This is a genomic window from Janthinobacterium rivuli (genome assembly GCF_029690045.1).
Classification (GTDB): Bacteria; Pseudomonadota; Gammaproteobacteria; order Burkholderiales; family Burkholderiaceae_D; genus Janthinobacterium; species Janthinobacterium rivuli.
In genome coordinates, this window is sequence record NZ_CP121464.1 from 1,496,215 (window position 1) to 1,510,480 (window position 14,266).

The 14,266-nt window shown below is 60.9% G+C and carries 10 protein-coding genes; all 10 read left to right on the plus strand.

Features of this window, described 5'->3' with window-relative positions; translation table 11 throughout:
* The 10 genes from P9875_RS06715 (at position 1) to truB (ending at position 14,149) form a co-directional block, all read left to right on the plus strand.
* The gene (locus P9875_RS06715; protein WP_219311045.1) at positions 1 to 1,692 is read left to right on the plus strand and encodes an ABC transporter ATP-binding protein; all 1,692 of its coding nucleotides are present in this window, start codon (positions 1 to 3) and stop codon (positions 1,690 to 1,692) included.
* Positions 1,693 to 1,719: 27 nt separating this feature from the next.
* Positions 1,720 to 2,682, plus strand: a complete 963-nt coding sequence (locus tag P9875_RS06720) for a VTT domain-containing protein (RefSeq protein WP_035825185.1) — start codon at positions 1,720 to 1,722, stop codon at positions 2,680 to 2,682.
* A 384-nt stretch (positions 2,683 to 3,066) separates the two neighbouring features.
* Positions 3,067 to 4,086, plus strand: coding sequence for a glucokinase (locus tag P9875_RS06725; protein ID WP_035825187.1), 1,020 nt, complete (start codon positions 3,067 to 3,069; stop codon positions 4,084 to 4,086).
* 412 nt (positions 4,087 to 4,498) lie between these two features.
* The gene (scpB, locus tag P9875_RS06730; protein WP_035825189.1) at positions 4,499 to 5,293 is read left to right on the plus strand and encodes an SMC-Scp complex subunit ScpB; all 795 of its coding nucleotides are present in this window, start codon (positions 4,499 to 4,501) and stop codon (positions 5,291 to 5,293) included.
* A complete protein-coding gene (rluB, locus tag P9875_RS06735; protein WP_278317900.1) occupies positions 5,286 to 7,382 on the plus strand; it encodes a 23S rRNA pseudouridine(2605) synthase RluB in 2,097 nt (698 codons plus the stop codon). The genes scpB and rluB overlap by 8 nt, the downstream gene beginning before the upstream one ends.
* A 342-nt stretch (positions 7,383 to 7,724) precedes the next feature.
* Positions 7,725 to 8,213: a ribosome maturation factor RimP gene (gene rimP / locus P9875_RS06740; RefSeq protein WP_035828693.1), complete on the plus strand. Its 489-nt coding sequence runs from the start codon at positions 7,725 to 7,727 to the stop codon at positions 8,211 to 8,213.
* Entirely contained in the window at positions 8,210 to 9,775 is a 1,566-nt protein-coding gene (gene nusA / locus P9875_RS06745) for a transcription termination factor NusA (RefSeq protein WP_035825194.1), read from the plus strand. The genes rimP and nusA overlap by 4 nt, the downstream gene beginning before the upstream one ends.
* 46 nt (positions 9,776 to 9,821) lie before the next feature.
* Positions 9,822 to 12,680, plus strand: coding sequence for a translation initiation factor IF-2 (gene infB / locus P9875_RS06750; RefSeq protein WP_278317901.1), 2,859 nt, complete (start codon positions 9,822 to 9,824; stop codon positions 12,678 to 12,680).
* A gap of 114 nt (positions 12,681 to 12,794) precedes the next feature.
* The gene (gene rbfA, locus P9875_RS06755; protein ID WP_035825200.1) at positions 12,795 to 13,211 is read left to right on the plus strand and encodes a 30S ribosome-binding factor RbfA; all 417 of its coding nucleotides are present in this window, start codon (positions 12,795 to 12,797) and stop codon (positions 13,209 to 13,211) included.
* A gap of 2 nt (positions 13,212 to 13,213) precedes the next feature.
* Positions 13,214 to 14,149, plus strand: coding sequence for a tRNA pseudouridine(55) synthase TruB (gene truB, locus P9875_RS06760; RefSeq protein WP_051959407.1), 936 nt, complete (start codon positions 13,214 to 13,216; stop codon positions 14,147 to 14,149).
* Positions 14,150 to 14,266: the final 117 nt, after the last annotated feature.

The following is a 14,266-nucleotide window of genomic DNA, read 5'->3' on the forward strand; positions in this document are numbered from 1 at the left end:
ATGGACCAGAATAACCTGTTGGAAGTGCGCGACCTGCGCGTCACCTTCCGCCTGGACAAGAAGACCACGTTTGAAGCCGTCAAGGGCATCTCGTTCAATGTGCCGCGCAACAGCACCGTCGCGCTGGTGGGCGAATCGGGCAGCGGCAAGTCCGTCAGCTCGCTGGCCGTGATGGGCTTGCTGCCGCCGGATAACACCATCATAGCCCCCGCCTCGAGCATCCACTTTGGCGGGCGCGACCTGCTCAAATTGTCGATCGCCGAGCGGCGCACCATGTGCGGCAAGGATATCTCGATGATCTTCCAGGAGCCGATGTCGTCGCTGAACCCCGTGTTTACGGTCGGCTTCCAGATCGCCGAAGTGCTGCGCCAGCACATGGGCATGAACCGCAAGCAGGCGCGCGCGCGTACGCTGGCGCTGCTGGAAGAAGTGGGCATCCCCGATCCGGCCACCAAGATCGACGCCTACCCGAGCCAGATGTCGGGCGGTCAGCAGCAGCGCGTGATGATCGCCATGGCGATCGCCTGCGAACCGAAACTCCTCATCGCGGACGAACCGACGACGGCGCTCGACGTGACGATCCAGAAGCAGATCATGGACCTGATCGCGGCGCTGCAAAAGAAGCATCAGATGTCCGTGCTCTTCATTACCCACGACCTGGGCCTGGTGGGGGAGATCGCCGACCAGGTGATCGTCATGCGCCACGGCGAAGTGCGCGAAACGGGCGAGGTGCGGCAAGTGTTCGAAGCGCCGCAAGACAGTTATACCAAAGCCCTGCTGCATTGCCGCCCCTCGCTGGACGAGCGCCCGTGGCGCCTGCCCGTGATTGCCGATTACATGGACGGCAAGGCCGGCCCCGGTATTGAAATGCAGCAGCGCACGCGCGGCTACACGCCGGGCGACGAGCCCGTGCTGGTGGTGAATAACCTCAGTAAAAGTTTTTATACGCGCGTAGGCTTGTTCGGCAAGCGCGAATTCCAGGCCGTCAAGGACGTGTCGTTCACTTTGCCGCGCGGCAAGACGTTGGGCGTGGTGGGCGAGTCCGGTTCCGGCAAGACGACGGTGGGCCTGACCCTGCTGCGCCTGCACCAGGCAACGGGCGGCACGGCCATGTTCCACGGCAAGGATTTGATTGCCATGCCGAACAAGGAATATTTGCCGTATAAACGCCGCATCCAGATCATCTTCCAGAATCCATACGCGTCCTTGAACCCGCGCTTTACGGTGGGGCAGATTTTGCTGGAACCGATGCGCATCCACAAGATCGGCGCGACCGACCAGGAACGCATCGCCAAGGCCTACTGGCTGTTAGACAAGGTGGGGCTGCCGGAACAGGCCTTCCACCGCTATCCGCACGAGTTTTCTGGCGGACAACGCCAGCGCATCGCGATTGCCCGCTGCCTGACCATGCAGCCGGAAATCCTCGTGTGCGATGAATCCGTGTCGGCGCTGGACGTGTCGGTGCAGGCGCAGGTACTCAATTTGCTGCAGGACTTGCAGGATGAATTCGGCCTGTCCTACATCTTCATTTCGCACGATTTGTCGGTGGTGAAATACATCGCCGACCAGGTGATGGTGATGCACAAGGGGCAAGTGGTGGAGCTGGCCGATTCGGATGAGCTGTACCGCAATCCCGTGCATCCGTACACGCGCACGCTGCTCAGCGCCATACCCAAGGGCGTGCAAATATAAACACGCTTTTACGGTAAGATAGCGGCCATGCCCAACCTCATTTACCTGCTCGAACATTACGGTGTCCTGATTGTCTTTGGCATCGTGCTGGTGGAGCAGCTCGGCCTGCCGATTCCCGCCTTTCCCATCCTCGTGGTGGCGGGGGCGCTGGCCGTCGATGGCGACATGAATGGGGGACTGGTGCTGGCCGCCGCGCTAAGCGCCTGCCTGATCAGCGACTTCACGTGGTTCCGCGCGGGCCGCCATTTCGGCAAGCGCATCCTGCGGCTGCTGTGCCGCATCTCGCTGTCGCCCGATTACTGCGTCAGCCAGACGGAAGACAAATTCAAGCGCTGGGGCCCGAAAGCCCTGATCGTTTCCAAATTCGTGCCGGGTTTCAATACCGTGGCCGCGCCCATGTCGGGCGCGCTGGGCACGCCGCCGGGCCTGTTCTTCCTGTACGCGGGCCTGGGCGCCTTGCTGTGGAGCGGCACGGGCATCGTCGTCGGCGTGATTTTCCATGCCAGCGTGCAGCAAGTGCTCGACTTGCTCAGCACCATGGGCAGCACGGCCTTGCTGATGCTGGCCACCTTGCTGGGCTTGTTCCTGCTGTATAAATTCCTTGAACGCCGGCGTTTTCGCCAGGCCTTGCAGATCGAGCGCATCGGCATCGATGAATTGCTCGAACTGATAGAGCAGGGTGAAGAGCCGCTGATGGTCGACGCGCGCAGCGCCACGGCGCAGGCGCTGGAGCCGGCAGTGCCGGGCGCCTTGTTCTTCAACGGCAAGGAACCGGTGCCCGCCATGATCGCCATGGACAAGGACCGCCACATCATCGTGTATTGCAGCTGTCCCAACGACGTGACGGCCGCGCAAGTGGCCAAGCTGCTGCACCAGCACGGCTTCCACCGCGCCAAGCCCCTGCATGGCGGCCTCGACGCCTGGAATGCCGCCTACCGCTCGGACGAGCCGGCGCCCGCCAGCCTGCTGGGCGAAGGTTTGCCTTCCTGATCCGCCTGATTGCTGGCCGATAGCTGTTGCTTGGTAGCATGCAAGTCGGTAGTAATAATACGAAAACACCGTTGCAGCACCGCCAGGACGGCAGCGCCGCACCTGCGCCGTTCCATACAAAGCGGCTTTGCGCAAACTCCGGCATACTGTGCTTTCAACGCGATTCCTGCTGCTATGCAACATGCTTTTCGCGCTCCCGATGAGTGCAAGCACTTACTATAAATCATTGTTTTCAAGCAATTTTTGCGCTGCCTGTTGCATTTGGAGTGGAACTACCAATAAAGGCTCGTTTTGATGTACTTAAACTACAAACTTTGCTTGCCTCCGGGCGCATTCATCCTTTAAGCTTGGCGTCCCATGCGTCCCACTTCATCATTTAAAATCATGAGCGCTTCGTCTTCTCCCGTACTGCCGACTTCCGCCTTCGCCGATGGACCGCGCCTGCTGGCCGACGTGGGCGGCACCAATGCCCGTTTCGCCCTGGAAGTGGCCGCTGGCCACATCACCCTGGTGGAAGTGCTGCCCTGTGCCGATTACCCGAGCCTGTCCGCCGCCCTGCAAGCCTATCTGGCCCTGCCGCACATCGCGGCCGCCGGCGGGCAAGCCGTGCGCCATGCCGTGATCGCCATCGCCAACCCGGTCGACGGCGATTTCCTCAGCATGACGAACCATCACTGGTCGTTCTCGATCCGCGCCATGCGCGAAGAGTGCGGTTTCACGACCCTGGACGTGGTCAACGATTTCACGGCCCTGGCGCGCGCCTTGCCGCAGTTGTCGAACGAGCAAAAACACCAGGTGGGCGCGGGCACGGCCCGTCCGAATACGGCCATCGGCCTGATCGGCGCCGGCACGGGCCTGGGCGTGTCGGGCCTGATTCCTTCGCATGGCGGCTGGATCGCCCTGCAAAGCGAGGGCGGCCACGTCAGCTTTGCGCCGTTCAACGAAGTGGAAGTGAGCATTCTGCAATTTGCCTGGCGCGAATACGAGCATGTCTCGGCCGAACGCCTGATTTCCGGCGATGGTCTGGAACTGATCTACCGCGCCCTGGCCGACCGCGCGGGCGTGCCGGCGGAAGACTTGCCGGCGGCGGAAATCACGCGCCGCGCGCTGGCTGGCGAATCCCAGCTGTGCGACGATGTCATCGAAGCGTTCTGCTGCATGCTCGGCACCGTGGCGGGCAACGTTGCCGTCACCCTGGGCGCGCTGGGCGGCATTTATATCGGCGGCGGCATCGTGCCGCGCCTGGGCGCGCGTTTCGACCGCTCCGGCTTCCGCGCCCGCTTCGAGCGCAAGGGCCGCTTCGCCAATTATGTCTCGCAAGTGCCGACCTTCGTCATCACGGCGCAGTACCCAGCTTTCCTGGGTGCATCGGCCATTCTGTCGGAGAAACTCGCCTCCCTGTGATGCGGGCAGCGGGCGATATGTCGCGCCAGAACCGGGTAAAACGCGTGTTTTGCCCGGTTTTGCGCTTTTCCGCTTTTTATCAGGTACAATTGGCATCGTTGGATGAAACGACGACTGTCGCTCTCCTGTCTGGCTGGTTTGTCGCCACGGGAAAAGCAGCTGCTCCGGAGATCGTTTCATTGCTGGTTACTTAGTGAAGGTTAATTAAGGCCAGCACCATGGATGGCAGGACTTTCACTGCATCCGCTTTAGTCCCGCTTTGCGCGCATCGGCCAAGGCGTCGGAAAAACAGCCTCAACTAGTAACCCAGCACGGCGTCATCATCGATGTCTGCCCTCTGTTACGTTGAAATGAACGTTTTTGATTTCTTTCTCTGCATACGAATTGCAACACACATCCGCACAGAATTGCTATGAATACAATTGAGGCTAAAAAAGTCCTCGAAACCGCGTTGCTGTGCGCTCGTGAGTCGCTGACGATCCACAGCTTGAAGAAGCTGTTCGTCGATGCGGACGAGAATGGTCGCGTGCGCGGCGTCGGCGTTGGCGCCGACACGATCAAGCAATTGCTGGAAGAGTTGCGCGATGAGTGGGAAGGGCGCGGCATCGAGATCGTCAGTCTGGCGTCGGGCTGGCGCTTTCAAAGCCGCCCGGAAATGAAGATGTATCTCGATCGCATGACGCCCGAGCGGCCGCCCAAGTATTCGCGGGCGACCCTGGAAACCCTCGCGATCATCGCCTACCGCCAGCCGGTGACGCGCGGCGATATCGAGGAAATCCGCGGCGTTGCCGTCAATTCGCAGACGATCAAGATGCTGGAAGATCGTGGCTGGGTCGATGCCATCGGTTACCGCGACGTGGTGGGACGGCCGGCCTTGCTGGCCACCACCAAGCAGTTTTTGGATGACCTGGGTTTGCAATCGCTGTCCCAGCTGCCGCCTTTGCAGCAAATCAGCGAGATGCAGGGCAATGGGCTCGAAGCCCTGGAAGCGGCCCTGCAAGAAAATTTTGACAAGGCAAGCAATGAGCTTGTCCCCCAGCTTGGTGCAGGTAGCAATACGGCTGTGACAGATATAGATGTGACAGCAAGCCTTGATGCCGGCCCCGATGCTTCGCCCACGGACGAAGCCTACACTCACGACCCTGCGCCAGAACTAACGGTTGACGCTGCGCCAGGTCAGCACAGCCAAGAAACGAAGAATGAATAATCCGAACACACCCGAGACAGTAACCGCCAGCGACGAAGCCATCGTTGCCAAGCCCAAGCGCCGCACCAAGGCTCAGATCGAAGCCGATGCGGCTGCTGCCGCAGTTGCCGGCGATAGCGCCGTTGCCAAGCCGAAGCGCCGCACGAAAGCCGACGTGGCCGCTGATGCGCCCGTCGCCGCTGCTGAAGTTGAAGCCGCCCCAGCCGTCAAGAAAACCCGCGCCAAGCCAGCCCTGAAAGCCGTGGCCGACGCCGCCGAAGCGGCTGCTGAAGCGGTTGCCGCACCTGCACCGCGTCCGCCGCGCGCCCGCGCCGCCGCCAAGGCCGCTGCCGCCGTCGCTGAAACGGCGCCCGAAGCCGTCGCCGACAAGCCGGCCGAAGCACGTCCGACCCGCGGTCCGCGCCAGATGCGTGGCGTGCAGGCGGAACGCGCACTGCGCCAGCCGCCGCGCGCCGAAGCACCGCAGGCCGCCGAAGCCGTTGCAGCCGCGCCTGCCGCAGAGCAAGCCGCCGCGCCTGTCGCCGACGTGTTCGATGCCGAAGGCAACCTCGTGTCCGGCCCGCGCCTGCCGCGCGGTCCGCGCAACGACGTACCGGGCGCTGGCAAGAATGCCGGCAAGAGCCGTAAAAAGGGCAAGGGCCGCCAGGCTGCGCCAGGCAAACTCAGCGACGCTGATGCTGTCTTCTCGTTCGTCACCTCCGACGCGTTCGACAGCGAAGAAGGCGGCACGGGCCGCGTACAGAAAGTGGCCGTGCGCCGCGACCTGACGTCCGACGACGACGCGCCGAAGCTGCACAAGGTGCTGGCCGAAGCCGGTCTCGGTTCGCGCCGCGACATGGAAGACCTGATCATTTCGGGCCGCGTGTCCGTCAATGGCGAGCCGGCCCACATCGGCCAGCGCATCTTGCCGAGCGACCACGTGCGCATCAACGGCAAGTTGATCCAGCGCCGCGTCAGCAAGAAGCCGCCGCGCGTATTGGTCTACCACAAGCCAGCCGGCGAAATCGTCAGCCACAACGACCCGGACGGCCGTCCATCCGTGTTCGACCGCCTGCCGACCATGAAGGCAGGCAAGTGGTTGGCCGTTGGCCGCCTCGACTTCAACACGGAAGGCTTGCTGCTGTTTACCACCTCCGGTGACCTGGCCAACCGTCTGATGCACCCGCGCTACGGCATCGACCGCGAGTACGCCGTGCGTACCCTGGGCGAGCTGGAAGAGGGCATGCGCCAGAAGCTGCTGGCCGGCGTCGAGCTGGAAGACGGCCTGGCGCAGTTCTCGAAGATCGCCGATGGCGGCGGCGAAGGCATCAACAAGTGGTACCGCGTGGTGATCGGCGAAGGCCGTAACCGCGAAGTGCGCCGCATGTTCGAAGCGATCGGCCTGACCGTCTCGCGCCTGATTCGTACCCGTTACGGCGCCATGACACTGCCAAGCGGCCTGAAGCGCGGCCGCTGGGAAGAGATGGATGAAAACACTGTGCGCGATCTGCTGACCGCCTACGGCATCGAAAAGAAAATGCCGGCATCGGGCGACCCCCGTGCCGCTGGCGCCGCCAAGGGCCGCGAAGCACGCAAGGTCGAACGCAAGGACCGCGATGACGAGCCGAATGGCAACCGCATCGATGTGAGCAACCGCAACGCCGACCCGTTCCCGGTCGCGCCGCGCCGTGGCCAGCCGCAAGGCCAGTTTGCCCGTCCGCAAGGCCAGGGCCGCCCAGGCGGCGCCGGCCGTCCAGGCGAAGCGCGTGGTCCTGGTCGCGGCCAGCCGCAAGGTCCGTTCCAGGGTGGTCAGCCCCGTTCGTCGGCATCGTTCGAAGGTGCGCAAGGCCAAGGCCAGGGCCAGGGCCGTCCGCCGCGTGCGGCAGGCCAGGGTCAGGGTCGTCCGGCAGGTGGCGGCGAAGGCCGCGCGCCGCAGCGCGGTCCGCGCCAGCCCGATCCGCTGCAAACGGCCTTCGGCTTCGCCAACACGGGTCCGCGCCGCAATACGGGCGGTGGTGCCGGTGGGCAAGCGCGTTCCGGTGGCCAGCCGCGTGGCGGCATGGATCGCGGCGGCATGGATGGCATGCCGCGCCGCCGCAGCAAAGGTTAATCGGGAAGAGTTTCTTCTTGCGCACCCGCCGATCTGCGGCAGGTGCGCGCTCTTGTAACTGTTGTAAGCCGGGCCGCTCCTCGTGTGCGGCATTGCGGCGAAGTTAATAAGAGGTTATAATCTGCAGCCTAATAAAAGTTCTCCGCAGGGTTGTTTGGTGGGGAGTGCTTTCATCTGGTTGGGGAAATACAAGAAGATGGGCAGATGCCCATTTTTTTTTGTTGAACCGTTTGTAATGGCTCCGCAAGGGGCCATATATGACTTGAATGCGTGTTTTTGCATGTTGTCGGCGCCCAAGTGGTGCTGTCATGCCGAAAACGGGCCTTATTTCTGGAGAATTTCTTGCAGCAGTTGGGATTAATTGAAAAGACAGTTACTGGTCTGGGCTATGAGCTCGTTGATGTCGAACGTGCCGAGCGCGGACTGCTGCGCGTCTTTATTGATTTCAGCGCCGCCGATGCCGCTGAAAAAGGTCCGATCACGGTCGAAGACTGTGCCACGGTGAGTCACCAGTTATCGCATGTGTTGACGGTAGAGAACGTTCCTTACGAGCGTCTCGAGATTTCTTCCCCGGGTCTCGATCGTCCGGTGCGCAAGCTGGAAGACTTTGTCCGTTTCGCAGGCCAGGAAATCATCGTCAAGCTGATGGTGGCGATGCCGGGTACGAACAACCGGAAATCGTTCCAGGGGATCTTGCAAGAACCCGTGGGCGATAAATTGTCGTTGGAATTTGAAGGTAAGGATGGTCCGGCGATGTTGGAGTTTACGCTCGCGGATGTGGATAAGGCACGCTTGGTGCCGCAGGTGGTTTTTAAGGGACGCAAAGCATGAGCCGCGAAGTTTTATTATTGGTTGACGCGCTGGCGCGCGAAAAAAACGTCGATAAAGATGTCGTCTTCGGCGCCCTCGAATTCGCGTTGGCGCAAGCCACGAAGAAACGGTATGAGGGTGAGGTAGACATCCGCGTTTCGATCGACCGCGAAACGGGCGAATTCGAATCGTTCCGCCGCTGGCACGTCGTGCCCGATGAAGCGGGCCTGCAATTGCCGGATCAGGAGATCCTGCATTTCGAGGCAAAAGAACAGATTTCCGATATCGAAGTCGATGACCACATCGAAGAACCGATCGAATCCGTTGAATTCGGCCGCCGTTTCGCCCAGGATACCAAACAGGTTGTCCTGCAGCGCGTGCGTGACGCCGAACGCGAACAGATCCTGGTCGACTTCCTGGAACGCGGCGACTCGCTCGTTACCGGCACCATCAAGCGCATGGAACGCGGCGACGCCATCGTCGAATCGGGCAAGATCGAAGCCCGTCTGCCACGCGACCAGATGATCCCGAAAGAGAATCTGCGTATCGGCGACCGCGTGCGTGCTTTCATCTTGCGCATCGACCGCAATATGCGCGGCCCGCAAGTGATTCTGTCGCGCACCGCGCCAGACTTCATCATGAAGCTGTTTGAGCTGGAAGTGCCGGAAATCGAGCAAGGCATGCTGGAAATCAAATCCGCTGCCCGCGATGCCGGCGTGCGCGCCAAGATCGCCGTCTACACGGCCGACAAGCGCATCGACCCGATCGGTACTTGCGTCGGCATGCGCGGTTCGCGCGTGCAGGCTGTCACCGGCGAACTCGGTGGCGAACGCGTCGACATCGTGCTGTGGTCGGAAGATCCGGCGCAGTTCGTCATCGGCGCCCTGGCGCCGGCGAACGTGTCGTCGATCATGGTTGACGAAGAAAAACACGCGATGGATGTCGTCGTGGACGAAGAAAACCTGGCAATCGCGATCGGCCGTTCCGGCCAGAACGTGCGCCTGGCCTCTGACCTGACCGGCTGGAAGATCAACATCATGACGGCCGAAGAATCGGCTGACAAAGCTGCCCAGGAAACGGCTGCCGTGCGCATCCTGTTCATGGAAAAGCTCGATGTCGACCAGGAAGTGGCCGATATTCTGGTGGAAGAAGGTTTCGCCAGTCTGGAAGAAATCGCTTACGTGCCAATTTCCGAAATGCTGGAAATCGAATCGTTTGACGAAGATACCGTCAATGAACTCCGTACCCGTGCGCGTGATGCGCTCGTTACCGAAGCGATTGCTTCGGAAGAGGGTCTGGAAGGCATGGACGAGGCGTTGGTGGGTCTGGAAGGCATGGACCGCATTACCGCCGGCAAGCTGGGTCTGGCTGGTATCAAGACCGTTGAAGCATTTGCAGCACTGGCATACGACGAATTTGGCGCAATCCTGGCCTTGTCTGCGGACCGTGCGCGTGAACTGATTACAAGTGAATTTAAAGATGTGACCGACGATGAGATGAAGTTGGTTGACTCGAAATACGACGATCGTGCCAAGGCGTTGCAAGCCAAGGCATGGAGTCTGGCCGAATCCGCAAAGGCTTAATTTGAGTATCTTTATCATCTCCGCGACACATAGAAAAGAGGACTGAATGGCGAGTAACAACGTAGCCCAATTTGCCACCGAACTGAAGATGCCTGCAGATTTGCTGCTGACGCAGCTGCGTTCTGCCGGCGTCGAGAAAAGTTCGACGTCAGATCCATTGTCGAAAGATGATAAGGACAAGCTTTTGGATCATCTGCGCCGCACACACGGCGCAGCGGCTGACACAGAAAAGAAAAAAATCACCGTGACCCGCAAGGAAACGACTGAGATCAAGCAAGCTGACGCAACCGGCAAATCGCGCACCATCCAGGTGGAAGTGCGCAAGAAACGCACTTTCGTCCAGCGTGACGAAGCTGCGCCGGTCGCCGCTGAACCGGTCGCGCCTGCCGCACCGGTGATCGATCCCGCCGACGTGGCGCGCCGTGAAGAAGAAGCCCGTAAACAGGCTGAACTGATCGCCCGCCAGGAAGCCGATCTGCGCGAAAAGCAAGAACGTCTGGCCAAGCTCGACGCGGAAAAAGAAGCCCAGGCGAAAGCCACGCAACAGGCTGAACTGGCTGCGAAGAAAGAAGCTGAAGCGGAAGCGAAGAAAGCCGCCGCCAAGGCTGCTGCCGCGCCTGCCGCCAGCGCCGCTGCGCCTGTCGTTGACGACGCCGCCGCCGAAGCGAAAAAAGCTGCTGCCGCTGAAGAAGCGAAGAAGAAAGCGGCTGCCGCTGCTGTTGCCGCCAAGGAAGCCGCTGACAAAGCGGAAGCCACCGAGCGTGCACGCAAGGCCGTTGCCGACGAAGTTGCTCAGATCAAGGCCATGATGAACGCGCCACGCCGCGCCATCAAGGCACCGGAACCCGTACCGGTTCCCGTCAAGCCGAAGGCGCCGGAAGGCACCCTGCACAAGCCTGCTGACAAGAAACCTGGCGACAAGCCGGGCGACAAGAAGCCTGCTGTTGCAGACAAGAAATCCATCAAGTCGGCCAATGTGTCGTCCACCTGGTCCGATGACGCGAAAAAACGCGGCACCACCGGTGGTCCCAAGCCACGCGGCAACAGCGGCCCAGGCGGCCGTGACAGCTGGCGCGGTGGCGCGAAGGGCCGTCGCCCGACGCACCATGACGACCGTGAATCGAACTTCCAGGCTCCTACGGAAGCCGTCGTCAAAGACGTGCACGTACCGGAAACGATCACCGTGGCCGAACTGGCGCACAAAATGTCCGTCAAGGCATCCGAAGTCATCAAGCATTTGATGAAATTGGGCCAGATGTGCACGATCAACCAGGTGCTGGACCAGGAAACCGCCATGATTCTGGTGGAAGAAATGGGCCACAAGGCGTTCGCCGCCGAACTGGACGATCCGGAAGCGTTGCTGGCCGATGTGGGCGAACACGCGCACTTCGAAACCAAGCCACGCGCACCGGTGGTCACCGTCATGGGTCACGTCGACCACGGCAAGACCTCGTTGCTCGATTACATCCGTCGCGCCAAGGTGGCTTCCGGCGAAGCGGGCGGCATTACGCAGCATATCGGTGCTTACCACGTCGATACGCCACGCGGCATGATCACCTTCCTCGACACCCCGGGCCACGAAGCGTTTACCGCGATGCGTGCCCGTGGCGCCAAGGCAACCGACATCGTGATTCTGGTGGTTGCCGCCGACGATGGCGTGATGCCGCAAACGAAAGAAGCGATTGCCCATGCGAAAGCAGCTGGCGTACCGCTGGTGGTGGCGATCAACAAGGTCGACAAACCAGGCGGCAACGTCGATCGCGTGACGCAGGAACTGGTCGCAGAACAAGTCGTACCGGAAGAATACGGTGGCGAATCGCCATTCGTGCCGGTCTCGGCCAAAACGGGTCAAGGTATCGACGACCTGCTGGAACAAGTGCTGTTGCAAGCCGAAGTGCTGGAACTGACGGCACCGGTCGATGCGCCTGCGCGCGGCCTGGTCGTCGAGGCGCGTCTGGACAAGGGCCGTGGTCCTGTCGCGACGATCCTGGTGCAGTCCGGTACCTTGCGCCGCGGCGACGTGATCCTGGCTGGCTCTTCGTATGGCCGTGTTCGCGCCATGCTGGACGAGAACGGCAAGTCGATCGCTGAAGCCGGTCCTTCGATCCCGGTCGAAATCCAGGGCTTGACGGAAGTGCCGGTTGCCGGTGAAGAAGTCGTCGTCATGGCTGACGAGCGCAAAGCGCGTGAAATCGGTCTGTTCCGTCAAGGTAAGTTCCGCGACGTGAAACTGGCGAAACAGCAAGCTGCGAAACTGGAAAACATGTTCGACCAGATGGCCGAAGGCGAAGTGAAAAACTTGCCATTGATCATCAAAACCGACGTGCAAGGTTCGCAAGAAGCGCTGGTTGGTTCGTTGCAGAAACTGTCGACCTCCGAAGTGCGCGTACAAGTTGTGCACGCAGCCGTCGGCGGCATCACGGAATCGGACGTCAACCTGGCAGTCGCCTCGAAAGCGGTCATCATCGGCTTTAACGCCCGTGCTGATGCCCAGGCACGCAAGCTGGCCGAGTCGAATGGCGTGGACATTCGCTACTACAACATCATTTACGATGCGATCGACGAGATCAGATCGGCGTTGTCGGGCATGTTGGCACCAGAGAAACGCGAAACCGTCATCGGCCAGGTCGAGATCCGCCAGGTTATCCTGGTCTCGAAAGTGGGCGCGATTGCCGGTTGCCTGGTCACCGATGGCGTGGTCAAGCGTGCTTCTTCCGTCCGCCTGTTGCGCAACAACATCGTGGTGTGGAGCGGCGAGATCGAATCCCTGAAACGCTTCAAGGACGATGCGAAAGAAGTTCGCGCCGGTCTGGAGTGCGGCCTGTCGCTGAAGAACTACAACGACATTCAGGTTGGCGACACTCTGGAAGTGTTCGAAGTCCAGGAAATCGCTCGTACCCTGTAATCGCAGAAGTAATGGCGCGGACATATCGTTGTCCGCGCAAACACGTGGGGCGCATTGGTCAACGGGCAACCGTTTGACTCATGCGCCCTGCGGCACTTAGGACAGCATAAAATCATGGCTAAACATAGCAAAACCATGCCAGCGCGCGGCTTGCGCGTGGCTGACCAGATCCAGCGCGATCTGGCTGAAATCGTCGCCTACGAATTGAAGGATCCACGCGTCGGCACGATGATCACCATCACCGAAGTGCAGATCACGCCTGACTACGCGCACGCCAAGGTGTTTTTCACGATGTTGAAAGACAGCAAGGAAGCCATCAAGAACACCACCGAAGGCCTGATGGCCGCGTCTGGCTTCATCCGTGGCTTGCTGGGCAAGCGCCTGCACATCCACACCCTGCCGATGCTGCATTTCGTGCACGACAGCTCGACTTCGCGCGGCATGGAAATGTCGCTGCTGATCGACAAGGCCAACGCCACGCGCGCGGCTGACGCCGAGCCGGATGTCAAACCAGAAGCGGACGAGCAATAACAGTGGCGGGTCCGAAGAAACCGCCCGGCATCAAGCGGGTGCGCGACCTGGTCGACGGCGTCTTGCTGTTGGATAAGCCCGTGGGCTGGTCCAGCAATGACGCCCTGATCAAGGCCAAGCGCGTTTTGAACGCGAAAAAAGCGGGCCATACGGGCACCCTGGATCCGTTCGCCACGGGCTTGCTGCCGCTGTGCTTTGGCGAGGCGACCAAGTTCTCGCAGGACTTGCTGGAAGCCGATAAAACCTACGAAACCCTGGTGCACCTGGGACAGACAACGGATACGGGCGATACCGAGGGCGAAGTGCTGGAAACGCGCGACGTCAACGTCACCGAAGAGCAGATCGAAGCCGTGCTGGCACAGTTCCGCGGGCCGATTTTGCAGACGCCGCCGATGTACTCGGCCTTAAAACGGGACGGCAAGCCCTTGTATGAGTATGCAAGGGCAGGCATCACCCTGGAGCGCGAAGCGCGCCCCGTGACCATCCACAAGCTCGAGTTCCTCGGCTATGACGCCCCGTTCCTGAAATTGTCCGTGATGTGCAGCAAGGGCACGTATATCCGCGTGCTGGGCGAAGATATCGGCCATGCCTTGGGTTGCGGTGGCCATCTGAACGCCTTGCGCCGCACGCAGGTGGGCAGCCTGACCTTGGACGGCGTCGTCACGCTCGATGAGTTGACTGCGCATGCCGCGCCGTTGAGCCTGCTGGCGCCCGTCGATGCCTTGCTGTCGAGTTTCCCCGCCGTCCAGCTGACGGAAGAATTGGCCAAGCGTTTCCTGCATGGCCAGCGCATCGCGCTGGGCAAGGAAGACGTCGCCGTGCCAAGCGAGCCGGGCAGGGTGCGCGTGTATCACGACAGCAAGCTGCTGGGCACCGGCCAGTTGCAGGAATACAGCATCCTGGCGCCGGAACGCTTGATTGCCACAGCGCATCAATAAGTCACAGCAACGTCATATTACCCAGCGACACTCGTTAAACAGTGTCGCTTTTTTAAACAAACCGTCCCCGACTGCGGGAGCCGCCAGCATTTTTAGATAGCGTTGCAACGCAACATG